Annotated in this window: 22 protein-coding genes and 1 pseudogene; 8 read left to right on the top strand and 15 right to left on the bottom strand. The window is 71.8% G+C overall.

The features are described from left to right. Positions 1-3: 3 nt before the first annotated feature. The 3 genes from tgmA to ACIQ6Y_RS09305 form a co-directional block, all read right to left on the bottom strand. Positions 4-264 carry a putative ATP-grasp-modified RiPP gene (tgmA, locus tag ACIQ6Y_RS09315; RefSeq protein WP_404034815.1) on the bottom strand — a complete coding sequence of 87 codons (261 nt, stop codon included), beginning with the start codon at positions 262-264 and terminating at the stop codon, positions 4-6. A gap of 77 nt (positions 265-341) precedes the next feature. Then, positions 342-548, bottom strand: a complete 207-nt coding sequence (locus tag ACIQ6Y_RS09310) for a hypothetical protein (protein ID WP_404034813.1) — start codon at positions 546-548, stop codon at positions 342-344. Continuing rightward, a complete protein-coding gene (locus ACIQ6Y_RS09305; protein WP_404034811.1) occupies positions 545-712 on the bottom strand; it encodes a hypothetical protein in 168 nt (55 codons plus the stop codon). Before ACIQ6Y_RS09305 ends, ACIQ6Y_RS09310 begins: the two co-directional genes overlap by 4 nt. A 183-nt stretch (positions 713-895) precedes the next feature. Here ACIQ6Y_RS09305 and ACIQ6Y_RS09300 point away from each other — a divergent pair. The 3 genes and pseudogenes from ACIQ6Y_RS09300 to ACIQ6Y_RS09290 all read left to right on the top strand — a co-directional run. Continuing rightward, a pseudogene (locus tag ACIQ6Y_RS09300) lies at positions 896-1,030 on the top strand (helix-turn-helix domain-containing protein); the annotation flags it as partial. A gap of 135 nt (positions 1,031-1,165) precedes the next feature. Then, positions 1,166-2,152, top strand: a complete 987-nt coding sequence (locus ACIQ6Y_RS09295) for a transcriptional regulator (protein WP_404036369.1) — start codon at positions 1,166-1,168, stop codon at positions 2,150-2,152. A 16-nt stretch (positions 2,153-2,168) separates the two neighbouring features. Next, positions 2,169-2,522 (top strand): hypothetical protein, encoded by a 354-nt coding sequence (locus ACIQ6Y_RS09290; RefSeq protein WP_265861963.1) that lies wholly within the window; start codon positions 2,169-2,171, stop codon positions 2,520-2,522. Between the two features lie 325 nt (positions 2,523-2,847). Here ACIQ6Y_RS09290 and ACIQ6Y_RS09285 read toward each other — a convergent pair whose 3' ends face one another. Then, positions 2,848-3,861, bottom strand: a complete 1,014-nt coding sequence (locus ACIQ6Y_RS09285) for a hypothetical protein (RefSeq protein WP_404034809.1) — start codon at positions 3,859-3,861, stop codon at positions 2,848-2,850. Between the two features lie 473 nt (positions 3,862-4,334). Here ACIQ6Y_RS09285 and ACIQ6Y_RS09280 point away from each other — a divergent pair, with 473 nt between their 5' ends. The 5 genes from ACIQ6Y_RS09280 to ACIQ6Y_RS09260 are packed head-to-tail and all read left to right on the top strand — an operon-like array spanning position 4,335 to position 10,204. Further along, positions 4,335-5,708, top strand: a complete 1,374-nt coding sequence (locus ACIQ6Y_RS09280) for an MATE family efflux transporter (protein ID WP_404034807.1) — start codon at positions 4,335-4,337, stop codon at positions 5,706-5,708. 51 nt (positions 5,709-5,759) lie between these two features. Next, positions 5,760-6,896, top strand: a complete 1,137-nt coding sequence (locus tag ACIQ6Y_RS09275) for a glycosyltransferase family 2 protein (RefSeq protein WP_404034805.1) — start codon at positions 5,760-5,762, stop codon at positions 6,894-6,896. After that, complete coding sequence (locus tag ACIQ6Y_RS09270) at positions 6,893-8,227, top strand: DegT/DnrJ/EryC1/StrS family aminotransferase (protein WP_404034803.1); 1,335 nt, start codon at positions 6,893-6,895, stop codon at positions 8,225-8,227. Before ACIQ6Y_RS09275 ends, ACIQ6Y_RS09270 begins: the two co-directional genes overlap by 4 nt. Continuing rightward, complete coding sequence (locus ACIQ6Y_RS09265) at positions 8,181-9,173, top strand: HAD-IIB family hydrolase (protein ID WP_404034801.1); 993 nt, start codon at positions 8,181-8,183, stop codon at positions 9,171-9,173. The genes ACIQ6Y_RS09270 and ACIQ6Y_RS09265 overlap by 47 nt, the downstream gene beginning before the upstream one ends. Then, positions 9,173-10,204: a Gfo/Idh/MocA family protein gene (locus ACIQ6Y_RS09260; RefSeq protein WP_404034799.1), complete on the top strand. Its 1,032-nt coding sequence runs from the start codon at positions 9,173-9,175 to the stop codon at positions 10,202-10,204. Before ACIQ6Y_RS09265 ends, ACIQ6Y_RS09260 begins: the two co-directional genes overlap by 1 nt. A 2-nt stretch (positions 10,205-10,206) precedes the next feature. Here ACIQ6Y_RS09260 and ACIQ6Y_RS09255 read toward each other — a convergent pair whose 3' ends face one another. The 11 genes from ACIQ6Y_RS09255 to ACIQ6Y_RS09205 all read right to left on the bottom strand — a co-directional run bounded on the left by ACIQ6Y_RS09255 (position 10,207) and on the right by ACIQ6Y_RS09205 (position 23,377). Beyond that, complete coding sequence (locus tag ACIQ6Y_RS09255) at positions 10,207-11,202, bottom strand: aldo/keto reductase (protein WP_404034797.1); 996 nt, start codon at positions 11,200-11,202, stop codon at positions 10,207-10,209. Continuing rightward, the gene (locus tag ACIQ6Y_RS09250) at positions 11,196-12,098 is read right to left on the bottom strand and encodes a lysylphosphatidylglycerol synthase domain-containing protein (protein WP_404034795.1); all 903 of its coding nucleotides are present in this window, start codon (positions 12,096-12,098) and stop codon (positions 11,196-11,198) included. Before ACIQ6Y_RS09250 ends, ACIQ6Y_RS09255 begins: the two co-directional genes overlap by 7 nt. A gap of 115 nt (positions 12,099-12,213) precedes the next feature. Then, on the bottom strand, positions 12,214-13,218 hold the full coding sequence (locus ACIQ6Y_RS09245; protein WP_404034793.1) for a glycosyltransferase family 2 protein: 1,005 nt from the start codon (positions 13,216-13,218) through the stop codon (positions 12,214-12,216). Positions 13,219-13,226: 8 nt separating this feature from the next. After that, positions 13,227-14,198, bottom strand: coding sequence for a UbiA prenyltransferase family protein (locus ACIQ6Y_RS09240; RefSeq protein WP_404034791.1), 972 nt, complete (start codon positions 14,196-14,198; stop codon positions 13,227-13,229). Next, complete coding sequence (locus ACIQ6Y_RS09235; RefSeq protein ID WP_404034789.1) at positions 14,195-15,325, bottom strand: glycosyltransferase; 1,131 nt, start codon at positions 15,323-15,325, stop codon at positions 14,195-14,197. Before ACIQ6Y_RS09235 ends, ACIQ6Y_RS09240 begins: the two co-directional genes overlap by 4 nt. 67 nt (positions 15,326-15,392) lie before the next feature. Continuing rightward, complete coding sequence (locus ACIQ6Y_RS09230) at positions 15,393-16,493, bottom strand: endonuclease/exonuclease/phosphatase family protein (RefSeq protein ID WP_404034787.1); 1,101 nt, start codon at positions 16,491-16,493, stop codon at positions 15,393-15,395. A 1-nt stretch (position 16,494) separates the two neighbouring features. Further along, a complete protein-coding gene (locus ACIQ6Y_RS09225) occupies positions 16,495-17,562 on the bottom strand; it encodes an NAD-dependent epimerase/dehydratase family protein (RefSeq protein ID WP_404034785.1) in 1,068 nt (355 codons plus the stop codon). Further along, on the bottom strand, positions 17,559-18,989 hold the full coding sequence (locus tag ACIQ6Y_RS09220) for an aspartate aminotransferase family protein (RefSeq protein WP_404034783.1): 1,431 nt from the start codon (positions 18,987-18,989) through the stop codon (positions 17,559-17,561). Before ACIQ6Y_RS09220 ends, ACIQ6Y_RS09225 begins: the two co-directional genes overlap by 4 nt. A gap of 154 nt (positions 18,990-19,143) precedes the next feature. Continuing rightward, positions 19,144-20,244: a LuxR C-terminal-related transcriptional regulator gene (locus tag ACIQ6Y_RS09215; protein ID WP_404034781.1), complete on the bottom strand. Its 1,101-nt coding sequence runs from the start codon at positions 20,242-20,244 to the stop codon at positions 19,144-19,146. Between the two features lie 882 nt (positions 20,245-21,126). Further along, positions 21,127-22,176, bottom strand: coding sequence for an aspartate-semialdehyde dehydrogenase (locus ACIQ6Y_RS09210; protein ID WP_404034779.1), 1,050 nt, complete (start codon positions 22,174-22,176; stop codon positions 21,127-21,129). 151 nt (positions 22,177-22,327) lie between these two features. Beyond that, positions 22,328-23,377 (bottom strand): LacI family DNA-binding transcriptional regulator, encoded by a 1,050-nt coding sequence (locus ACIQ6Y_RS09205; RefSeq protein WP_404034777.1) that lies wholly within the window; start codon positions 23,375-23,377, stop codon positions 22,328-22,330. Between the last annotated feature and the right edge of the window lie 74 nt (positions 23,378-23,451).

The raw sequence follows: 23,451 nt of genomic DNA, 5'->3' as shown, positions 1-23,451 counted from the left end.
CCATCAGTCCTGATTGCTGTCCTGATCGTGACCCTGGTCGTTCCGGGAGTCCGAGTTCGTCGTCGTGGAGGTCTCGGTACCGGAGCTGGTGCCGTGCTTCCCCATCTCGACCACCTGCCCGACGCGGTCGCGGAACACCCCGAGCTGCGTCGTGGGGTCAATGGAGACCGTGGTGTGGGGTCGGCGGATGACCGTCGGGTAGGGCGCGAGTCGGCCCGCACCCCACGGCCGCGTGGGGGAGGGGAGCGCGACAGAGGTGGTCATGAGACTCCTTGGGTTGAAGGGTGTGGTGCTGGAATCCGTCTGCGCCAGGGGGCGGACGGCGATCTGCGGGCCGCGGCTCAGGGGCGAGCGGCCTGGATGTTGTCGGCCGCGGTCGTCCACTCGACTCCAGACGCGGGCCGGATGTGCGCGATGCGGACCGTGCCGTGGCTGTGGAGCTCGTGTGTGACGGCGACGAGCACACCTTCCCCACGCGAGGCGATGGCACGGACAAGCGTGTCCAGGAGCGGGTGGTGCTCGTAACCGTCGGAACCGACCGGGTTCACTCCTCCGGCTCCTGCCGGGCCTCGACGCGGCGCATGAACCTCTCCCAACCGCCGGCCGCCCGTACCCGCAGAGCCCGGCTCGGCGCACCCGGCCGGGGCTCCGGCGGCGTGTACGTACGGCCACTGACGCCAGGGTTCCTGCGGGGCAGTCCGGAGGTTGTCACGACGTCGCTCCTCTCCGTGGGGAGCCGCCCGGAGGGTCCTTCGACCTCCGAGCGGCGTGTGACCAGTGAACGACGATCCGTTACCTTCTCCCAGAGCGAACCTCGCGCAATACCCGGGCGTTTTCCAGGCGTTGGCGCGTGGCGGGTATGAGTGCGTGAAAGGGTTCTCGTGAGGGGAGACCTATGACGTCGAGGCGTAAGCACTTTGCGGAACGGCGCGCGGCCCGGGGTTACTCTCAGGAGGAATTCGCAGAAGCGCTCTCGGTGGCCGCGTCCACCGTGGTCCGTTGGGAAAGTGGTCGTGCCACCCCGCGTCCCCACCAACGGCCGAAGATCGCAGGGCTATTGGGAGTGACCCTCCCCGAGCTGGACGCCCTTCTCTCCGACGAACAGCCGGCCGAGACAGCCGGGCTCTCCGCTGCTCCACCCCTCCTCCATGGTGATGATGACGACATGAAGCGCCGCGAAGTCCTGGGTCTGCTCGCCGTTACGGGTGCGCTGGTCGCTCTTCCCGGTTACGGTGATGCCGCCCGAGGGCGCGCAACATCGACGCTCTTGGAGACGGGGGACGCCTTGCATCGCGGCCTCTGGCAGGTCTACGCGCTATCGGACGCCAAGCAGGTCGTCTTCCCTGCGGTGCGCGCACAGCTCGATGTGATGGCGAAGGGACTGACCGAGACCCGTACTGCTGTGGATCGGTCCCGATTGTGTCGGATGACGGCCGACCTCTACCAGCTCGTCGGCGAGCTGTTCTTCGACGCCAACCGGTACACCGACGCCGCGCAGTGCTACACACTGGCCGCCAACGCGGCCTACGTCGGTGGCGACCACGACCTGTGGGCTTGTGCCATGACCCGCCACGCGTACGTCGAGCTGTACGCGCGCCGCGCGCACGCTGCCCAACCCCTGCTCGCGGCAGCTTTCCAGATCGCGCGGAGGGGCGACGACGCTCTCTCCACTCGTCACTGGGTCGCGGCCGTCCAGGCGCAGGCGTACGCGGCCGTGGGCGATCTCGACGCGTGCAACCGGGCTCTGGACGAAGCCGAGAAAGTGCACGCCCTCAACAGCGCTCATTCCCACAACGGCGGCTGGCTCCGCTTCGACGGCTCCCGCCTGGCGGAGGAGAGAGGGGCCTGCTACCTCCAACTGGGCCGCCCTGATCTCGCCGAGGAAGCGCTCACCACAGCCCTTGCCCAGCCTCTGTCCCTGCGTCGCCGCGCTGCTGTTCTGAGCGACCTCGCTGTGCTCGGAGCGCACAGGCGGGACGTCGACCAGGTCGTGCACTACGCGGAGCAAGCACTCGGACTGGCCGACCGGTCGAATTCGGGATTCATCGGCAAGAAGCTGGACGGGCTTCGGGGGCGTCTTGCCCCGCTCGTGTCCGATGACCGAGTCTCGACTCTTGATCACCGAATCGCGGCGCTTCCGCGCACCGCATGATGAGAGGTACACGCGTATGAATGACGGCCGGATCTTCCGCGAGGCGTGGATCGACGGCGTGAACAAGCACTATCCCGGCGAGCCCAAGCCTGGCTACGTCACGCCGTGGGACGAGACGCCCGAGTGGGAGCGCGAAGCCGCCACCGCCGTGTACGGGCAGGTGCGTGACTTCATCGAGGTCAGCGGCGGGCATGCGGCCCGGCTCACCCGCGAGCAGAAGGGCCGATTCGTCGCGATCTGCTGGACCGCCCAGATGTTCAGGCACTTCGAAGACCCGAAGCCCGGATACGTTGCCGACTGGTCCGACCTGCCGGTCTGGCAGCGGGAGACGGACGCGGACATTTTCGAACGCATCGAGGGGACCGTCTGATCTCAGGAGCGACGACTTCCCCGTCCGGGCCGATCCGGGCGGGGACGTCTTGTTGCGTAGCCATCAAAGTAGCCACGGAAGCACCATCCCTGCACGTTTGTGCAGGTCATAGCGTTGCGCTGACAGTCCCCGGCGTACAGTCCGACTCGTCTGCCGCTCAGGCCTTCGCCCGCCATTCTCGTCAGGACAGGCCCTGGAGCCGCTCCAGCGAAGCAACCTCCTCCGGCAGAGCCTCGAATCCCGCCTCGGTCGGTCGTAGCCCTGGGCGGGCACAGCCTTGGATCACCTGCCTGGTGGGAGGAGACGTCGGAGGGGAGCCATCGGGTCAGTACCGGCCGGAGAGCTCTTCGAGGAAGTCCAAGGACGGGGCGTCCTGGGGAGTGTCTTCGACGATTTCTCCGGCCTGCGATGCTGGTGTGCTCTGTGCCAGCCAGGCCAGTGCTGCCAGAGGGGCGAGCCCCTGGCCGTGCGCGGTGCGCAGGCGCAGCAGCCACGCGGCTCCGAGCCGGAATGCTTCCTCCCCTGCGGCGGTTCGAGGTTCGTAGCCCGCGGCGTCATCACCGAGGGAAGCCCAGACGTAGACGAGTGTCCTGCCCTCCCGCCGGACGGTGAAGTAACGAACGGGATGGTCGGTGATCTCCTCGTACTCGTCCTCGGAATCGGGGATTCTTGAACGGAGCAGGCGCGATCGCTCGGCGACCTCGAAGGTCCCCCAAGAGTCGGTGTAGGCAGGTCCTTCGATTCTCGGATCCTCGAATCCCTCTGCCGAAGGTGTGGCGTGGCGGTTCATGGCGCCCGGTGTCGGAGTGACGCCGAACACGCGGGAGATGCCCTGCAGTGCGCCGGCGAGCCGAGGCGCGTTCGCCGCATGGATGTCGGGCTGTTCCCGGCCGCGCGTGTCCATCGTCAGCCACGCGTCGGCGTACGTGTGCAGGGTGACGACGAGCAGACTGCTCTTCCAGATGTCCACCTGGATGGCGAACAGCTTTTCCGCCCGGTGTCTCACGCCTGATTCCAGCCAGTAGCCGGGGCATTCGACCCGCACACCTACGACGAATTCACCTTCAAGGGAATCAACCTCGGTCATCGCGCGCGACAGGGCCGTATCAGGAGACAGAGGATCCTGCGCCAGCGGCAGGCCGACGGCCTGGACGCGCACGTCCCGCGCCTCGTCTGCAGAACGGGCTGAAACGCTGACCCGTCCCGTGGGCTGCGCCAGGCCGTAGCTTTCGAGGACATTCCAGACCGTCACGGCAGCCTCTGCGGCCTGGAAGGGACGGAGCTCCTCGTCCGATGTGACGTCCCATGTCCAGTCGCCGATGGGTTCTGAGGTGATCACAGGATGTCCTTGGGGTCGAGCTTGCTGCCGGACGGAACGACAAGGTTGCCGTCCTCGGGGCGTATGACGAAGGTGATGCCTTCGCCCTTCGGTCCTTCTCGGCCAGGCGCAAGGCGCTTGATGCCGATGTGGCGTGATCCCGGACATGAGCGGCCGTCGGACCACCGATGACATCCCCTGCTCGCGGGTGGCGAGCGTCAGGACCTGCCTCCGCACCCTCGCCGTTCGACCCCCCGCACACCCACCCCACCCACCTCGGTCACACCCACCCGCCACCCTCGGTGACACTCGGCCCGCTGCAGCCCCGGAGGGCGGGTGCTTTGTCAGGGGAGGGGGTCTTTCCCGGCGTGACTCTGCGCGACTTGGGGTGGGGAAGGCGTGGCTCAGTATCGACCCCCTCGGTCGGATAGCGCTTTCTGGGAGTCCGACCCCGCGGTTAGCATCTCGGCGTCCGTCAGGGGGGAGACAAAATCGTGCCACCTGCAAGAAAACTCGGGGTTTTCTCTCTGAGTTGGCCGATTTTTCTTCAGTTGACCTGCACCTATTTCATGGGGTTGGTCGACGTCTGGGCGCTGGGACGGATTTCCGACGACGCGGCCGCGGCCGTGGGGTCGGTCAACACCGTCGCGACGTTCGTGCTGATGATGTTCTCCTTCATGGGGCAGGGCGGGAGCCTGGTGTACGCCCGGGCCCTGGGGAAGGGGGAGGCGGAGAAGGTAAGGGAGTTCTACTCCGTCGCCCTGGTGCTGCATCTGCTGCTCGGCGCTGTCGTGAGCCTCGGGCTGTTCGCGTTCGCGGAGGACGTGGCGCGGATGCTCGGGCTGGGCGGGGCGCATCTCGCCTACGGCACGGCCTTCCTGGAGATCGTCGGTGGGAGTGCGGTCGTGCATTCCCTGGTCGCCATGCTCGGCGGGGTCATGGCCGCCAATGGTTTTACGCGCCATGCCATGTTCGCCGCCGTCTTCACCAATCTCGTCAACGTCGGGCTCATCTTCGTCCTCGTCCTCGCCGACTTCGGGCCCCGCTGGGGCGTCCGCGGGGTCGCGCTGTCCACCGCGCTCGCCACCGGCGCAGGGCTCGCGTACAGCGCGTGGCTGGTGTTCTTCCGGATCCGGATCCGGTTCCGGCGGCCCGCCGACGGGCGGCAACTGCGCGCCCACGCAGGCCTGCTGCTCGCGTTCTCGCTGCCGACCATGCTGGAGCCCGCCTTCTGGCAGGCCGCGCAGATCGCCACCACCCGGATCATCGCGGCGGTCGGCACCGACGAGCTCGCCGCCCGGATGTACACCCTGAGCATCACCAACATGATCGGCATGTTCTCCTCGGCCCTGTCGCAGGGCCTCCAGATCGCCCTCGGGCATCTGGCGGGCGCCGGGGACACCGGCCGGCTGCGGAGCATCGCCCGCCGCACCCGGCTCGTCGGGGTGACGGCGGCCCTCGTGCTCGCGCTCGGCGTGGCACTGTGCAGCGGCCTGATCATGGACGGGTTCACCGACGACCCGGACGTCGCCGACGCGGGCCGGCTGCTGCTGTGGTGCGGGCTGCTCTATCTGCCCGGCTCCTCGCTGATCATGACGACCGCGAGCGCGCTGCGGTCCGTCGGGCAGGTCACCTACCCGGCCGCCGTCGGCATCCTCGTGCTCTGGTGCGTCTTCGTGCCCCTCGCCTACACGCTCTCCCTCCCGCTCGGCCTCGGCATCGTCGGCGTCATGGCCGCCATGGCCGTCGACGAGAACCTCCGCGCGCTGCTGCTCGGCCTGCGCTGGCGTTCCGTCGCCGCGTCACAGCCGCCGTCCGAGGAGAGCACCGGGCCCCGGCAGAAAGCGCCCTCCTCGCCCGAATTCTGACCTGCCGCGCATTTCCTTTCCCTGTACGTCACCGTACTCCCGGAGAATCCCGTGAAAGCCAGCCTTGTCATTCCCGCCTACAATTCCAGGGAACTCCTCGAACCCTGCCTGCTCTCCCTCAACCACCAGCAGCTCGACGCCCCCGACACCTTCGAGGTCGTCCTCGTCGACGACGGCTCGACCGACGGCACCGGCGACATGGTCACCGGGCTGCCCCTGAAGTACGCGCTGCGGTATGTGTATCTGCCGCGCACCGGGACGTCTTGCCGCTCGGCCGCCCGCAACGAGGGCATCCGGCAGGCCGAGGGCGAGGTGGTCGTCTTCGCCGACGGCGACCAGATCATCGACCCCTCCTTCCTGCGGGAGCATCTGCGCTGCCACCGCGACCGCACCGACGTGGTGGCCATCGGCTTCCGCGACTACCTCGCCCCCGGCAGCGTCGACCGCGACCTGCTGCGCGCCGGGTTCGACCTCGCGGCCCTCCCGCCCGTCGCCGCTCCCGACGAACGCGCCGAGGTCACCGACCTGCTGTCGCACAACCTGGGCGCCCTCGCCACCGGCTGGCACTTCCTCTACGGCTGCAACGTCTCCGTCCGCAAGGAACACCTCCTCGCCGTCGGCGGGTTCGACGAGGACATCCGCAAGTGGAGCTTCGAGGACGTCGAACTCGGCTACCGCCTGCACCGGCACGGACTCACCCTCCTGCACACCCCGTACGCCCGCGTCCTCCACCAGTTCCACCCCGAGTCCGACCGCGAGCGGCACTCCGAATGGCGGGAGAACTACGCCTACTTCGCCGCCAAGCACCCCGAACTCGAGGTCCGCCTCCAGTGGATCCTCGACGCCTACTTCGACCCCGACCGCCCCGACGGACCCAGCTGGTTCGAGGCCTACCTCCGCTTCGAGTTCGCCTGCCGCGCGCTGGCCGGACGGCTTCCGCTCGGGCAGTCGTACGACGTCCTGCACATCAGCAGCGCCGACGGGGCCCTGGACCGGATCGCCGAGGCCGGGGTCGCCGCCGACCTCCTCGTCGTCGACACCACCGACGACCGGGATCTGGCCCTCGCCGTGCAGACCCTGCGCACCGGGCGGGAACTGGCCTACTTCAAGCAGCCCGACCGGCGGACGCTTCAGCGGGCCGCCCGCACCTTCGGCTGCCCCGCCCTCGCGGAGGACGACGCCCGATGACTGCAGAAACGTTCAACGGGGACAGTCGCGACATCCACCGGCTCGTCCTCGACGTGGCAGGAGGCGGCCCCCTGTCGCCGTACCGCCACGCGCCCTCCCTGGGCCATCGGGCCCTCGCGCGGGTCCTGGACCAGGAGCCCGGGCGGCTCCACCCCGACGCCCCGGACTCCGTCTTCCACCGCGAGCCGGCCGCCGAAGGCCCTGTTCCGTTCCTCCCCAAGGACCGGCTGCTCACCGCCGAGGAACAGCGCACCGCCGTCGACTGCTTCGCCCGGGCGCTCGCCACCGGCGAGCTGACCAGCGGTCCGGCGGTCGCCGAGTTCGAGGACGCGCTCGCCGGCTTCCTCGGGCTGCCCCACGCGATCGCCACCGGCAGCGGCACCGATGCGCTGATCATCGCCCTGCGCGCGGTCGGGGTGGGCCCCGACGACGAGGTGATCATGCCCGCGAACAGCTTCGCGGCGACCGAGAACGCCGTGTTCGCGTGCGGGGCCGTCCCCGTCCTGGTCGACGTGGACCCCGTACGGCACACCCTGGACCCCGCCCTCGTCGCCGAGGCCGTCACCCCGCGCACCCGTGCCGTGCTGCCCGTCCATCTGCACGGCCGGCTCGCCGACGTCGAGGGCATCGCCCGTGTCGCCCGGGAGCGGGGACTGCGCGTGGTGGAGGACGCCTGCCAGGCGATCGGCGTCACCGGGGTCGGAGCCCACTCCGACGCGGCCGCGCTGAGCTTCAACCCGTACAAGAACTTCGGCCTGACCGGGAAGGCCGGTGCCGTCCTCACCCGGGACGCCGAACTCGCCGAGCGCCTGCGGATGTTCGCCTACCACGGCTTCGAGCCCGGCCGGAAGAACGTCAAGGCCGAGGCGTACGGGCTCAACTCGCGCATCGACAACTCCACGGCCACGGTGGCGCTCGGCCTGCTGCCCCGGCTCACCCTCAACAGCTACCGCCGCGCCTTCCTCGCCCACCGCTACATCGAGGCCCTCGCCGGCACCCCGCTGGGCGTCCCCGACTTCACACCCGACCACGCCTGGCACCTGTTCCCCGTGACGGCACACCCGGACGACCGGGAGGCACTTCGCGCGCGGCTGCGGGCCGCCGGGGTGGAGACCGACCTCTACTACCCCGTGCTCACCCACCACCAGCGCACCCGGCTGCACCACAAGCTGTTCGCGTCGGCCCGGCTGCCGCACACCGAGCGGCTGCACGCCACCGTGTTCCACCTCCCGCTGCACAACAACCTGTCCGTCACCGAGCAGGACCGAGTCATCGAGGCACTGCATGTTGCGCTCCGGCACCCCGGCCGAACCGTTCGTCCCGGCCACTGACGCGCCCGTATCGTTCACCCCCGCCACTGACGCACCCGTACCGCTCGTCCCGGCCGCCACCGGTACACCCTTACCGCTCGTCCCGGCTGTCACCGACACCCCCGTACCCCTGCCCCAACCGGCCTCCGTACGGACCATCGCCTTCAGCGACTTCGACGAGACCTACCTCGCCCACGCCCCCACCCCGGCACGTATCGCCGACCGTGAGGCGCTGGAGGACTACCTCGCCGAGGCGGTCTCGCGGCACGGGCTGCTGTTCGGGTGGGTGACCGGCAGCTCGCTGGTCTCCGTGCTGGAGAAGGTCCGTGCCCACGGGCTGCGGACGCTGCCGCACTTCGTCGCCTGCTCGCTCGGCACCGAGCTGCTGGTCACGGACGGGCACGAGCTGCGTCCCGAGCCCGGCTGGCAGCGGCGGCTGCCGTCCCCCGCCGACGTCACGGCCCGCGCCGACACCGTCGTACGCGAACTGGCGGCGCAGGGCGTGGCGTTGGAGCTGCAGCCGGGCCGCGCGCCCGACAGCCTCGTCAAGAGCTTCTACCACTACAGCCGCGACCCGGACGCCGACGCCCGTGCCCTCGCCCGGGTCGCCCCGGTGGCGGCCCGCTTCGGGCTCGCGGCGCAGACCAACCGCTGCAACCCCGGCGCGGGCGACCCCGAGGACGCCTACGACGTCGACCTGCTGCCGCCCGGCTGCGGAAAGCGGCACATCGTCGACCACGTCTGCGCCCTCCACGGCGTCGACCCCGCCGACGCGTTCGCCTTCGGGGACAGCGGGAACGACCTGGAGATGCTCGCGGCCGTCGGCCACGGACTCCTGGTCGGCAACGGCACGCAGGAGGCGCGCGAGCGCCACCCCCAGGTGTCCGAGCGCCTCTACGCGGACGCCGTCCTCACCGCGCTGCGCGCCGGACTGGACCACGACCACGCCGGGAAGGGCCTGAAGTGATGCGAGTCGGGATCGTCGGCGCCGGGAACATCGGCCGGGTGCACGCCCGGACCGTGCTGGCCTGCGAGCGGACCACCTTGGCGGGTCTGTACGACATCGACGCGGACCGCGCCCGGGAGGCCGCCGGTGAGCTGGGTGTGCCCGCGTTCGCCTCCCTGGAGGAACTCTGCGCGGCCGCCGAGGGCGTGGTCGTCGCCTCGCCCAACCGCACCCACGCCGCCCACGCCCTGGCCGTGCTCGACCACGGCAGGCATGTGCTGTGCGAGAAGCCGATGGCCGTGTCGCTCGCCGAGGCGGCCGCCATGCGCGAGCGGGCCGCCGCGTCCCCGGTGACCGCCGGCGTCGGCTTCAACTACCGCTATCTGCCCGTCGTACGGGCCGTACGCGAGCGCGTCGACGACGGCCGGCTCGGCCGCGTCCTGCACGCCGACCTCGCCTTCAAGCGGGCCAGCGCGCTCACCCGCCGGCACTTCACCTGGCGGGACGGCGCCGCCGAACGCTCCACCAGCGGCGCGCTCGGCGACCTCGGCGTGCACCTCCTCGACCTGCTGCACTTCCTGTTCCGCAGCCCGGTCGACACCGGGGCCTGTCAGGTGGCGCTGCGCACCAAGGTCGGCACCAAGGGCGGGCGGCCGGTCGAGGTGGACGACCACGCCTTCGTCAGCGGCCGGCTGCACACCGGCCCGCACTTCACCCTCACCGCGTCCAAGGCGTCCACCCCCGACGACGTCGGCCTCAGCCTCACCCTGACCGGCACCCGCGGCGAACTCGCCTACCACTCCCGCGACGGCTCCCTCCTGCTGGAGCGCACCGGCGTCGACTGGGAGCCGGTCAAACTCCTCGGCCCCGCCCGGCTGGACGACCCGCCCGGCGAGGTCCCCGGCTGGGCCGACTCCTTCCTGGACCAGCTGCTCGACTGGACGTCCGCCGCACGGGGAGGCACCGGTGGCACCCTCGCCGGGTTCGAGGACGGCCGGCTGGCCCAGCAGGTGCTCGAGGACCTGCTGGGCCGGGCGGGACGCGCGAGCTGAAGTCACCGCGTCCGCAGGCGCCCCAGCGGGGCCAGTTCGTCGAGCCGCCCCCGGATCTCCTCGGGCAGCTCCAGGGCGAGGCCGTCCAGCGCCTCGTCGAGCTGGGCGACGCTGCTGACGCCCAGCACCGGCATCACCGGGACCGGGCCGCCCGCCATCCAGGCCAGCGCGAGCTGGTTGGCCGTCACCCCGAGCCGGCCGGCCAGCTCCCGCAGCCGGGCCAGCCGCCGCGCGTTGTCGGCGCCCCGGTACTCGGGGCTCAGCTGCCGGTCGGGCCGGGTCAACGCGCCCTGCAGCAGCGGCGAGTAGCCCTGCAGCACGGCCCCGTGCTCCTGCGCGAAGTCGACCAGCGGCCGGTCCAGCGGCACCTGCGGCCGGATGTCGGCCGAGGGGTCCGGCCACAGATACGAGTGCCGCACCTGTACGACACGGTAGGCCGCGGTCGCCTCGCCGCCGGCGGCCAGCGCCTCCGCCTCGCGCAGCCGCTCCACGGCCGGGTTGCTCGCGCCGAGCACCCCCACCCGGCCGGAGCGCACCAGCTCCGACAGCGCGCCGAACGTCTCGGCGAGCGGGGTCGACGGGTCGTCGGCGTGCGTGAAGTACACATCGACCGTCTCGCAGCCCAGCCGCTCCGTGCTGCGCTGGAACTGCTTGAGCACCACCTCGGGCGCCAGCCCCTCCGCGGACTCCGGGAACGGCCCGTCCAGCGGGTCCGGCAGACAGCCCACCTTCGTGGCCAGCAGCATCTCCGCACGCGCGCCCGTCGCCGCCAGCCAGCGCCCGAGGACCAGCTCCGACTCCTCACCGGTGCCGCCGGGCACCCAGAAGGAGTAGCAGTTGGCCGTGTCGAGCAGCCTGCCGCCGCGCTCGGCGAACCGGTCGAGGACCGCCCGCGACGTCGGCTCGTCGACCGTGGTGCCGAAGTACATGGTGCCGAGGGCCACGCGGGTCGAGCGGAGCCGGTCCAGGACGGATTCCTGGAGCGGGGTGTTCAGCATGGACTTTCCTTTCGTTCACGCAGGGATACGGGGGTCAGGGACACTCGGCGTGCGGCGAGGGTGCCGTAGCCGAAGGCGAGGACGTCCGCCGCGGCCAGCACCAGCCGGCTGCCCGCCGCCGCGAGCGCGGCCTGCGGCGCGGGCAGCACCGAGGCCAGCGACACCGCCAGCAGCGCCTCGCGCACGCCGAGCCCGTCCGGTACGACGACCACGACGCTGGCCAGCGACGTGGCCACCGCGAACCCGGCCACACAGGGCAGCACCGCCGCGAGCGGGTCCGCGCCCAGCGCGACCGCCAGCAGCCACAGATGGACGCCGGTCACCGCCCACGACAGCGCGCACAGCCACACCGCGCGCCGCAGCACCGGCCCCGGCACGGGAGCGAGCCGGCGCGCCAGCGCGGGCACCGCCCTGAACAGCCGTACCGCAATCGTGAGGAGCGGGGACAGCAGACACAGGGCCAGGGGTGCCAGTACGGCGGTCAGGGCCGCGGCCGTCGGGCCGTACGCGTGGTCCGCCAGGGCGGGCAGGCCGACGACCGCGCCCGTGGAGAGGGACACCGCGGCGTACGCGCCGAAGGCCGCGGTGAGGTGCAGGACCGTGATGCCGGAGGCTGCCGTCAGGCGGCTCTGCAGCACGATGGACCACATCACGCCGGGGACGTACTTGCCGAGTTGGCCCGCCGCGAAGACGCGTACCGCTTGGGGGCGGGTGAGGGGGGCCGACAGGGACTGGAGGGGTTCTCGCCAGGACAGGGCGGTGAGCCAGAGGCCGGTCAGGGCGGCTGCGAGGGCTGGGGGGAGGTAGGGGCCGAGGCGGGTGAGGGCTGTTGTGATGTGGGCGTCTTCTGTGGTGAAGGAGCGGATGAGGAAGGCCGCGGACAGGGTCAGCACCATGAGGGTCAGGGCTCGTCGGAGCCAGGGTGCGCGATCTCGTCTGCCATCGGCCGAGGTCGTGCGGCTTTCCGTTCGTTGTGGCTTGTCGCGCAGTTCCCCGCGCCCCTGAAGAACCTCACGCACGGCTGTACCTGTGGCGGAAGGTCGGTGACAGCAGCCAGTGTGCTGCTCCTGCCGTGGCCGCAAGGCCCGTCGTCGCGGTCATCAGGAAGTGGAGGCCGGTCATCAACGGGAGGGCGCGTACGCCCGCTGCCGTGCGGAAGTAGCGGAGCAGGCCGCGTTCCTCCGAGGCGAAGAGGGCCAGGCCCGCCGCCGAGGCGGCCGCGCCCGCCGCAGGCCACAGGGGGAGGGCGGCCAGGCCCGCCAGGGCCAGGCCGGTGCCCGCCACCGCGCGGGGCCGGTAGGCGGTGTCCGACAGCTGGGGGCGGCCCCTTCCCCGGTCGGCGAAGAGGGACACCAGGGTCGCCGAGCGGCGGTACTGCTTGCGCAGCAGGACGCTCAGCCGGTCGTCGTCGTCATGGCGGCCGACGATGCGCGGGTCGAGCAGCACCGTCGAGTCGGCCGCGAGCCGGGCGCCGTACTCGATGTCCTCGGTGTCGCGCAGCGACTCGTCCAGCGGGCCCGCCCGGTCGTACGCGGTGCGCGGCATCGCGCCGAGGGAGAAGTACGCGGCCTTGACGGGGCCGGCGGTGCGGCGCCGCCAGTAGTGGCCGTGCAGGACCTTGTAGCGCTCGACGGCGCCGTCGTCGATCAGCGGCACGGAGTCGTAGATGCCGCCGACGAAACCCACCCGCGGGTCCGCCCGAAGGACCTCGACGGCGATGCGGACCGCGTCGGGGTGCAGGGCGATGTCGGAGTCGAGGAAGAAGAGGATGTCGCCGCTGCTGTGCCGTACGCCTGTGTTGCGGGCGGCGGACACCCCGGCGTTGGCGGTGCGCACCAGCCGGACGCCCGGGTGGGCGGCGGCGATCCGCGGGGAGTCGTCGGTGCTGCCGTCGTCGACGACCACGATCTCGATGTGCGGGTACGTCTGCTCGGCGACGGCTCCGAGGCAACGGCCCAGCGTGCGGGCGTAGTTGTGGTTGGGGATGATGACGGAGACGGTGGGCGGCACGGTCATGGGGCACCTCACAGGAGTCGGCCGACGGCGAGACAGGCCAGCCACAGCAGGGCGTTGACGACGAGCGGCGCGTCCGTGAGGACGTCACGGCCGGGTTCGCCGCCGCGGCGCTGCGAGACCAGCTGGACGTAGCGGCACACGGCGAACACGGCGAACGGCACGGTGACGACCGCCAGGACGGGCGCGTGCGGATGCGGCGCCGACAGGGCGAACAGCTCGTAGCCGATCAGGGTCGCGGCCAGCAGGACGGCGATCAGCTGGTCCAGCAGCGGCACCGAGTAGCCCGCGAGCGCGGGCCGGCCCGCCACGGCCTGGCCGCGCAGTTCGGCGGTGACCAGTTCGTGCCGGCGCTTGCCCAGCGACAGCAGCAGACAGGTGCAGTACACGGAGATGATCAGCGCCGGGTTGAAGGGCGCGGCCACCGCGACGCAGCCCGCCACCGCCCGCAGGACGAAGCCCGTCGCGACCAGGCTGACGTCGATCAGCGGATAGTGCTTCAGGGCCAGGCAGTAGGCGAGGTTGAGCACCGCGTACCCGGCGATCGCCGCCTGCGCGCCGGGCGGCAGCGCCAGCCCGGTCACGACGAGCGCGGCCAGGCAGGTGCCGCCCAGCACCAGCGCGCCGGCCGGGCCGATCCGGCCGGAGGCCAGCGGGCGGTGCCGTTTCACCGGGTGCAGCCGGTCGCGCTCCCGGTCCAGCCAGTCGTTGAGCACGTACACCGCGGCCGAGGCCGCCGTGAACGCCAGCAGCGCGGCCAGTGCCCGGCCCGGGTGCCGCAGCAGGGCCGCCGGGTCCACCGCCAGCGGGGCGATCAGCACGAAGACGTTCTTCACCCATTGACGGGGGCGCAGGAGCAGCAGCGGCGCCGGCAGGCGCGAGCGCCTCGGTACGGCGGCCGCGCTCAGCAGCACGTACGGGGGGCCACTGCTCGGGGGTGCCGGGCGGTGCTCGTCCACCGCCTGTGTGCTCTTCAGGGTCATGACCCCGCCTTCAGCCTGCGGAACGCCTCTTCGTGGGCGTCCAGGAACGCCTCCCCGCCGAACAGCTTCGTCGCTGCCTCGCGGCCCGACTCGCGGTCCTCGGCGGGCAGTTCGGCGAGCTCCAGCAGTGCCTCGCGCAGGGCGTCCGGGTCGCGGGGCGGGACGAGGCGGCCGAAGCCGGTGGCGGAGACCGGGTAGCGGGAGCCGGAGAGGTTCGTGGACACCGGCGGGACGCCCGCCATCATCGCCTCGACCTGGACGATGCCGAAGGACTCCGACACCGACGGCAGCGCGAAGACGTCGATGGAGGCGTAGAAGTCCCGCACCGCCTCCCCGCGCAGCAGCCCGGTGAACCGGATGCGCGGGTCGCCGCCGGCCTCGCGGCGCAGCTCGTCGATGTTGCTGCCGCCCGCGACGGTCGTGTAGTCGCCGGCGATCAGCAGCCGGGCGCGCGGATCGTCCATGCCGCGGAAGGCACGGATGAGGTACTCGATGCCCTTGTCGACGGTGATCCGGCCCATGAAGCCGATGTGCAGCCCGTCCCCGTCCCGCATCCGGGGCGCCCCGCCGCTGCGGTCGACGCAGGGGGACGGGATCGGGGCGAGCCTGCGGCGCCGTATGGTCGGCCAGATCCGCGAACCGCGCGCCTGGTCCTCGCTGTTGGTGATGACCAGGTCCGCCCGGCGCACCGCCGACCGGCACACCGCGTCGACCGCCCGCATCCCGAACCGGTTCACCGGCGAGTCGGGCAGGAACACGTCGATGTGGTACGTCACCACCAGCCGGGCGTCCCCGGTGAGCGCGGCGACGAACGCGGCCTCGGGGTTGGGCAGATGCATGTGCACGATGTCGGAGCGCTTGGCCAGTTTCCGCGCGAGCAGCGGCAGGGCGGGGGAGACGAAGCCGCGGCTGACCCGGGCCAGGACGGGCGCCCGGTACACATGGACGCCGTTCATCACCTCCTGGCGGGGCAGCGCCGGGTCGTGCTGGGCACAGACCACGGCCACCTTCCAGCCGCGCGCGGCCAGCCCCTCGGCGGTCATCCGGGCGGCCTCGGTGAGCCCGCTGACGTAGGGGGCGTAGTAGTCGAGCATCACCGTCACGTCGTATCTGCGGGGTTCCCGCATGGTGGGGTCCCTCCTCGGGAGTGATCAAGGGTGTGCTGCAGGAAAGGAAAGGAGAAGAGAGGGGAGTTCAGGAGGCGTCTTCCGGTACGACGACCCGGACGCGCTGGGCCACATGGTCGGAGAACGCCTCCCCGCCGCCCAGGCGGTAGTCCGGCACACCGACGCCGCCGCCGGTGAACAGCCAGTCCAGCCGCCACAGCCGGGGCAGCGGGTAGTCGGAGACGGGCCAGGAGAACCCGGCGAAGGGGGAACCGTCGGGCCGGTGGCCCTCGGTGCCCGCGCCGAGCGGGCGCAGGCGGCCCATCCAGGGGGAGTTGAAGTCGCCGGCCACCACGGCCGGATGCGGGTTGGCCTTCAAATCGGCGCGCAGGGCGCTCAGTTCGCGGTCGCGGCGGTCGTACTGCTCCTTCAGGAAGCCGCGGAAGCCGGAGCCGAGCGGGTTGTCCCCGACGCGGAAGGGCACGGGGAGGTGGACGTTGTAGAAGGACACCGTGCGGCCGCCCGCCCGGATGTCGGTGCGCTGGGTCTTGGCGCCCTGCCAGTACCAGCCGTCGCCCGAGGCGGGCACCTCACGGTGGTGCTCGGCGACGACCGGCAGCCGGGACAGCGTCAGCAACTCGCCCTCCACGGACAGCCGGTAGCCGGGGAACTCCCGGCGCAGCCGCGCCGCGTCGTCGATCCGCACCGGCCGGTCGTCCACCCAGTACAGGTACTCCTGGAGCAGATACACATCGGCGTCCTGGCGGCGCAGGAAGGCGTAGAAGGCGTCCTTGTCGTCGGTCATCTGCCAGTAGTCCGTGGACCAGGCGAAGACCCTGACCTCGGTGCCCCGTACGGCCCCGTCGGGGAACCCGGGCACCAGGTCCGCCAGATACGCCCCGACGGCCAGCGGCACCACCAGCGCGGCCGCGAGCCACCGGCGTACCGGCCGGGCCAGTGGGGTCAGCGCGAGCAGCAGCAGCGGCACCGCGACCAGGGCGACGGGCGGCACGGCCTCCACCACGAGCCACGGCCACCACCGCCCGGCCAGCAGCACATGCAGCACCAGCAGCACGGCCCACAGGACGGAGGCCCCGACCAGCAGCCGGGTGCCCAGGCACCAGCGGGGCTTCACGGAGGGTCCGGGCTCCCGGGCCCTGACCTCGGGCGCCTCCTCGGTCACGGCCATGTCAGAAGAAGGCCTTCACGAGGCCCAGCGCGCCCTGCCGCCAGGGGTCCGTGCTGGTCGGCCCGCCCGACGTGCTCGCGCTCGCGGCGGCCGTCGTGCGCTGCCCGCGCCACCAGTCGTACGTCCGCAGGATCGCGTCCCGGTTGGAGAACTCGGGGCTGAAGCCGAGCCGTTCGCGGGCCTTGTCGACGGACACGTAGGAGTCGGCGAGGAGCTTGTGCAGCAGCCGGCCGTACACCGGGGAGAGCCGGGTCCGCTCCAGCGCCCGCAGCACCGCGACCGCCGGGCGGCCGGGCACGGACACCACGCGCCTGCCGTGGCCGGCCGCGTCCAGCACGGCCTGGAAGTCCTCGCGCAGGGTGCCGAACTTTGCGGCCCCGATGTTGTACGTGTCGCAGGCCACCTCGTCCGGGGCGCGCAGCACGGTCAGGACGGCGTCGCCCAGGTCCTCCAGGGCGAGCATCTGGATGCGGACGTCGCCGCGGCCGAGGACCGGGAAGTGGCGGCCCTCCTCCGCCCACTGGAAGAGCATGTCGAACAGGCCCATCCGGCCGGGTCCGAGGAAGGTCTTCGGCCGCAGCACCGGCAGCCGCATGCCCTGCGCGCGGAACCGTTCGGCGACCGTCTCGGCCTCCGCCTTGGCCGCGCTGTAGGCGTCGACGGGGGCGTGCGGGTGCTCCTCCGGGGTCGGCACCAGCTTCGGCAGCCCGTACACGGCGGTCGAGGAGATGTGCACGACCCTGGGTACGGCCGTGACGTGGGCCGCCTCCAGCACGGCGGTGGTGCCCTCGACCACGATCGAGCGGATGTCGGCGGCCGGGTAGCTGGGCAGCGCCGAGGCGCAGTGGACCACCGCGTCGGCGCCGTCCAGCGCCTCGGTGACCGCACGCCGGTCGCGGATGTCCCCGGTGAAGGGCAGCAGGCCGGGCGCGGCGGGCACCGGGCGCCGGTCGAAGGCGCGCACCTCGCAGCCCTCGGCCAGCAGCCGCCGCACGAGATGCCCGCCGAGCACCCCGGCGGCCCCGGTCACCGCGACCCGTCCGGGCAGGTTCGTGGAAGCGTCGGTCACCACAGCGAGCTCACCCGCTCCCGCACGAACCGGCCCACCAGACGGCCCATGCCCTCGGCGAGGGTGGCGTCCAGGGCGTCGAGGAACCGCTCGACCTCCTCCGGCCCTGCCACCAGCGGCGGGCTGACCACCAGGGGGCTGCGGCCGTTGAGCGTGTTGTACGTGTAGATGTCGTGCCTGCGGTACAGGGTGTCGATGACCGCCGCCGTGATGATCTTCGTGCGGATCAGGGGGTCCTTCGCGGGGCCGGCCGCCGGGAGCTTGCCGATCAGGTCCAGCACCTTCGGTCCGCCCTGCAGGAACACCCCGAACAACGCGCCGTGTCCGCGTACGTCGGCGATCGACTCCGGGTACGTCTTGCGGATGCGCTCCAGGCCCGGCCGCAGCACCGCCTCGATGGCCCGCGCCCGCGCCGGGTAGTCGTCCTCCACCGCCACCGAGATCGCCTCGACGGCCGTCGCCGTCTCCTCGCCGAAGCCGTAGTACGTCGTGCTCGTGCTCTGCATCATGGCGTCGGTCATGTTGTCGTAGGCCCGCCGGAAGACCGGCTCGCGCGCCACATACGCCGACACCGACGACTTGCCGCCGCCGAACGACTTCGACGTGGTGACCACGTCCGGCACCAGGCCCTCGTAGCGCGTGAAGTGGAACATGCTGCCGGTCTTGCCCCAGCCGGTGTAGATCTCGTCGAAGACCAGCACGATGTCCTCGGCCGTGCACAGCTCGCGCAGCCCGCGCAGGAACTCCTCCGAGCACCAGCGCATCGTGGACGCGCTGAACGGCTCGATCAGCAGCGCGTACACATCGCTGCGGCCGTCGGCGCCGCGGGCCTCGGCCAGTGCGGCGCGCACCGAGTCCAGGTCGTCGTAGGCGAAGGTGCGGATGCCGGGGATGGTGGGGAAGTCGAAGTGGTTCTGCGTGCTGCCGGTCAGTCCGCCGGAGCCGAGGAGCTTGCCGTGGAAGCTGATGTCGGAGCGCAGGATCGTCTGCCGCCTGCCTCCGTGGTACTTGTACGCCAGCTTCACCGCGCCCTCGACCGCCTCGGCGCCGGAGTTCGGCAGGAACGAGCGGGTCAGGTCACCGGGCAGCACGGCCGCCAGGTTGTGCCCGAGGGCCGCGAGATACGGCGAGAAGTAGGTCTTGTGCACCTCCATGCGCCGCTGTTCCTGGAAGCGCTGCCGGGCGGCCAGGATGCGCGGGTGGTTGTGCCCGTGGTTGAGCACGCCGACCCCGCCGGTGAAGTCCAGGATGCGGCGGCCGTCGCGGGTGTGGACATAGGCGCCCTCGGCGTGATCGACGAGCTCCCGGCCGAAGCCGAAGGAGGTCATCAGCCGGACCTGGCTCTTGTTGATGTAGGTGCGGTACAGCTCGTGCACCTGGTCGACGTCCAGTTTCTCCGCCTCTTCGAGGCTGATGAGTGCGGTCATCGCTCTCTCCCATACGACCTTGTGCGACCTTGTACGGCCTTGTGCGACCTTGCGGGCCTTGTGGTCAGCCGGTGTTCGAAAAGGTCGCACGGGAGAGAGGGCGGGCACGAGGCGTCACCGGCGTCCTGTGCTGGCGTGGCAGGTAGTGGACAGCTCAACCGGTCGAGCGCGGGTCACCGTCCGTGAGGTCCTTGCGGGTCGGTAGGTTCTTGCCGTCGGTGAGGTTCTTGCCGGCCGTGAGGTCCTTGCCCGCCGCGGCCTGTCTGCGGCCGATCAGGACGCCCGCCTGGAAGCGGCTGGTGGCGCCGAGTTCGTCCATCAGCGCCGAGATGTAGCGGCGGCAGGTGCGGGTCGCCATACCGAGGCGGCGGGCGATCACCTCGTCCTTGAGCCCCATCGCCATCAGCCGCAGGATCGACGACCGTAACTCGGCGCCCACCTGCTGGCTGTCGTCGTCGCCGTCCGGGCCGCTGCCGAAGGGCCGGCCGACCTGCCAGGCGGCCTCGAACGACCGGCACAGATACGCCACCAGCGTCGGGTCGGTGACCACGGCGGCGCCGGGCGGTTCGCTGCCCTTGCGCTCCATCGGCACGAACGCGATCCGCCGGTCGTAGACGAGCAGCCGTTCGGAGAGTTCCTCCGCGGTGCGCACCTCGGCGCCTTCCGCGCAGATCTGCCGTACATAGGTCCGGGTGGTGAGACTGGACCGGGCGGTGTGCTGATAGAGCGTGCGGATTCGGACACCGCGCCGCAGCATTTCCTGGGTCTGTACGACATCCTGCTGGAGGAGTTCCGCGGAGCGGCCGCCGCCGGGTTGCAGACTGAGCCGCTCCTGGGTGCAGCGATGGCGTGCCAGATCGATCTCCCGGCGAACGTCGTCGGCGTTGTCAAGAACGCGGATCGGGACATCCGTGGAATGCGCGGAATGCGCACGCTCGATTGAGCGGTATAGTCCGGCAAGTGAGTGCAACTGCCGGTGAATTTCGGCTACCCGGCGCCGTTCGCGGGCGATCGACATCTCCAGCGGTGTGACCAGTTCGGCCTCCACCACCTCCGGGTCGAGCGGCACCACCGGGCCGTCCTCGCCCGACGTGCCCAGCAGTCGTAGGTCCAGCAGTGTCTTGCGGGCCTCGGCGACCCGGGCGGCGGGCACGCCGAGTTCGGCGGCGACCTCCTCGTCGACGAAGACACCCGCGCGCAGCGCGGACCGATAGGCGTCCAGCGCCAGTTCGTCCAACAGGGGTTGGCTGTCCAACGTGTGCCCCTCCACTCCACGTCCAGCCGCTATCCACTTGTGGCCGAGCCATCATAGGACACCGATTGAACCTCGAACCGGCTTCCTTTTCCTGGCAGGCTGCTGCCCGGAAACGGCAGTGAAGTGAAGTCGAATTCAATCGAATGGGCGGCGAAATGACGGTGAAAGACCGGCGAGTTGTGACCCGGGCGCTGGGGATCCTCCTCCTCTCCGGCACCCTCGGAATTCTCGGTTCCGTGACGGGCCCGAACCCATTCGGCGACACCGGCGCAGCCCGGGACGTCATCACCGTCGCCGACGACAAATGGGACACGGGGCGCCCGGACTAGGGCCGGCCGTTCGCACACCGACCCCGACGCCGTGACGCCGGCACGATCGGGGGGCGGGCCCTGACCCACGCCCGCGCGGCAGCGTCGGCTGGTGCGCTGCGGACCGCAGGCCCTGATCCACGCCTGTGCTCCGCTCCGGCCCGTGCGATCCGGGTGACGGGCCCTGATCCGTGCCCGCGGGCGCGATCGGGGCGTGGGCTGTATCGACTCCTGCGTCCGCGCCGGTCGGTGCGGATCGGGGCCGCAGGTCCTGATCCACGCCCGAGCCCGCTTCGGCCGACACGATCCGGGCGACAGGCCCTGACCCGCCCGTGGGTGCGATCCGGGCCGCAGGCTGTGGCCCCACGGCCGCGCCCGCGCTGGGCAGTGCGGTCCGGGCGACAGGCCGTAGCCCACGCCCGCGCCCGCGGGGGCGATGCGGACTACCGGACCGAACCCCCGCCCGCGCCGGCCAGCGCGACTCGGACCGCAGGACCTGACCCACATCCCCGCCCGCGGGTGCGGCCCGGACCACCGGACCGAACCCCCGCCCGCGCCACCCGCACCGCAGGACCTAACCCGCCCCCACCCCCGCCCCCGCCAACGCGATGCGGGCGATTCGCAGCAGGTTGAGGGCCGCGCCTGCGCGGAGGTTGTCGAAGACGAGCCAGAGCCAGATGCCGCGCGGGTTGTGGGGGCTCACGCGGATGCGTCCTACGTGGACGCGGTCCGGGTCGCCTGCGGTCAAGGGCGTGGGCGGGGCTGCCGTACAGCCGCCGTCGTGGACCACGACTGCCGGAAGCGAGGCCAGCAGTTCGGTCAACTCCCCGCGGACGACCGGTGACTCGGCCTCCACATACACCGCGGCGGCGTGCCCGTGGGCCACCGGGACCCGTACGCAGGTCGCCGTGACGTCCAGGTGGGGCCGGTCCAGGACTCGGCGGGTCTCCTGGACCAGCCGCCGTTCCTCGCCGCTGGACCCGTCCGGGAGCAACTGTCCCACCAGCGGGAGGACGTTGAAGGCCAGGGCAGGCCGGAAGCGGTCCGCGGGGGGCTCGGCGTCCGGGTCGTGCAGTGCCAGTTCGGTGCCCTCCAGCAGCTCCTCGACGCCCTGGTGGCCGAGGCCCGAGGCGGCCTGGTAGCTGCTCAGCACCACCTGGCGTACGCCCCAGCGGTGCTCGATGCCGTGCAGCAGGGGCACCAGCGCGACGGTCAGCGGGCCCGCCCCGGCGACCGGGCCGGACGGACGCCGGTGCAGCAGATGCCCGTTGACCTGCGGGACGACCACCGGTGTCGCCGGGTCGGCGCCGAACGCGCCCGAGGCGTCCACCACCAGCGCGCCCTGCGCCGAGGCCGCGTGCGCCCAGCGGCGGCTCACCGCCTCACCGGCGCAGAACAGCACCAGGTCGGCGGTGCCGAAGTCGACGTCCTCCAGCCCGACGACCGGCTGCAACCGGCCCCTGAGCGGCGCCCGCCGCCCCGCCGAGCCGGCCGAGGCGACCAGCTGGACGTTCCGGTACGCCATCCCCAGGTCCCCGATCAGCTCCACCACGGCGGAGCCGAGCGCGCCGGTCGCACCGACCAGGACGATCCGGGGAGCCGCGTCCCGCGTGACATGTGCCATCGGACCTCCGACCACGATCCACAAGACGGACGAACCGGGCCTGCGAGCAGATTCCGGTCTGCTGCCTCCATCCAATCCCCTCCCGCGGCCCCCTGGACACCCGCCCCCGGCGTCCGCAACTGGACAGTCCGCAGGCGGCCAGCGCCCGCTGTCAGGCGGACGCGCGCAGCACCAGTTCCGTCGGGGTGATCACGGAGGACAGCGGGTGCCCGGTGCCCTCCCCGGCGGGGCCGTCGGTGTCGCGCGGGAAGAGCAGGTGGGCCATCAGCCGGCCCATGCCCTCGATGTCCTGGCGGACGGTGGTGAGCGGCGGGTCCGTGGCCTCGGCGACCGGCGCCAGGTCGTCGAAGCCGACGACGGCCACGTCCTGCGGCACCCGGCGCCCGCGCTCGCGCAGCACCTCCAGCGCGCCGGAGGCCATCAGATCGGAGGCCACGAAGACGGCGTCCAGGTCGGGGCAACGGTCCAGGAGCGCGCCCATCGCGGCCCGTCCGCCCCGCAGGGTGAAGTCGCCCTCGGCGATCAGCTCCGCCGGCCCGTCGAGGAGCACGTCCCGGTAGCCGTCCAGGCGGTCGATCGCGGCGGCCTGGTCCAGCGGGCCGGTGACGGTCGCGATCCGCGTGCGGCCGAGCGCGCGCAGATGCCGTACGGCCTCCCGGGCGCCACCGCGGTTGTCGGCGTCGACGTAGGTGTAGCCGTGCCCCGCCTCCCCGGCGCCCGGTACCGGCCGGCCGCCGAACACCGCGGGCAGGCCGGTCCGCTCCAGCATCCCCGGCAGCGGGTCGTCGGCCCGCAGCGAGAACAGCAGCGCTCCGTCCACGTGCCCGCCGCCCAGGAAGTGCCCCACCCGCGGGTAGTCGTCGGGCTCCTCGATGAACAGCAGCACCGGCTGCACCTCCTGCCGGACCAGCTCCTGCCGGATGCCGCCCAGCAGCCGGTCGAAGAAGGGGTCCACGAAGAGCCGGTTCTGCGGCTCGGTCAGCACGACCGCCACCGCGTTGTTGCGCCGGGTCACCAGGCTGCGTGCCGCCTGGTTCGGCACGTATCCGAGCTCGGCCACGACCTTCCTGATCCGCTCGGCGACCGGCGCCCGCACCCCCGCCTCGCCGTTGATCACGCGTGACACGGTGGACCGCGACACCCCCGCCTCGCGCGCCACGTCCTGGAGTGTGGGCCGCTGCCCGTTCGCCCGCTCAGTCAACGCCGTCTCCGATCCGGTGCCGGGGTCCCGTCGCCCCGGCTGCCTGATCGACCACGTTAGACGTCAACTGCGCC

The organism is Streptomyces sp. NPDC096205, from assembly GCF_044763135.1.
GTDB lineage: Bacteria > Actinomycetota > Actinomycetes > Streptomycetales > Streptomycetaceae > Streptomyces.
The sequence above is the reverse complement of the archived record's forward strand: the minus strand, read 5'-3'. Positions and strand labels throughout refer to the sequence as shown.

Excerpts from the sequence above, each read along its gene's own strand:
- ACIQ6Y_RS09235 (WP_404034789.1), bottom strand. The coding sequence starts at position 15,325 with ATGCGGGAACCCCGCAGATACGACGTGACGGTGATGCTCGACTACTAC.
- ACIQ6Y_RS09210 (WP_404034779.1), bottom strand. The coding sequence starts at position 22,176 with ATGGCACATGTCACGCGGGACGCGGCTCCCCGGATCGTCCTGGTCGGT.
- ACIQ6Y_RS09230 (WP_404034787.1), bottom strand. The coding sequence starts at position 16,493 with ATGGCCGTGACCGAGGAGGCGCCCGAGGTCAGGGCCCGGGAGCCCGGA.
- ACIQ6Y_RS09250 (WP_404034795.1), bottom strand. The coding sequence starts at position 12,098 with ATGGTGCTGACCCTGTCCGCGGCCTTCCTCATCCGCTCCTTCACCACA.
- ACIQ6Y_RS09295 (WP_404036369.1), top strand. The coding sequence starts at position 1,166 with ATGAAGCGCCGCGAAGTCCTGGGTCTGCTCGCCGTTACGGGTGCGCTG.
- ACIQ6Y_RS09220 (WP_404034783.1), bottom strand. The coding sequence starts at position 18,989 with ATGACCGCACTCATCAGCCTCGAAGAGGCGGAGAAACTGGACGTCGAC.
- ACIQ6Y_RS09265 (WP_404034801.1), top strand. The coding sequence starts at position 8,181 with ATGTTGCGCTCCGGCACCCCGGCCGAACCGTTCGTCCCGGCCACTGAC.
- ACIQ6Y_RS09255 (WP_404034797.1), bottom strand. The coding sequence starts at position 11,202 with ATGCTGAACACCCCGCTCCAGGAATCCGTCCTGGACCGGCTCCGCTCG.
- ACIQ6Y_RS09290 (WP_265861963.1), top strand. The coding sequence starts at position 2,169 with ATGAATGACGGCCGGATCTTCCGCGAGGCGTGGATCGACGGCGTGAAC.
- tgmA (WP_404034815.1), bottom strand. The coding sequence starts at position 264 with ATGACCACCTCTGTCGCGCTCCCCTCCCCCACGCGGCCGTGGGGTGCG.
- ACIQ6Y_RS09245 (WP_404034793.1), bottom strand. The coding sequence starts at position 13,218 with ATGACCGTGCCGCCCACCGTCTCCGTCATCATCCCCAACCACAACTAC.
- ACIQ6Y_RS09240 (WP_404034791.1), bottom strand. The coding sequence starts at position 14,198 with ATGACCCTGAAGAGCACACAGGCGGTGGACGAGCACCGCCCGGCACCC.
- ACIQ6Y_RS09260 (WP_404034799.1), top strand. The coding sequence starts at position 9,173 with ATGCGAGTCGGGATCGTCGGCGCCGGGAACATCGGCCGGGTGCACGCC.
- ACIQ6Y_RS09270 (WP_404034803.1), top strand. The coding sequence starts at position 6,893 with ATGACTGCAGAAACGTTCAACGGGGACAGTCGCGACATCCACCGGCTC.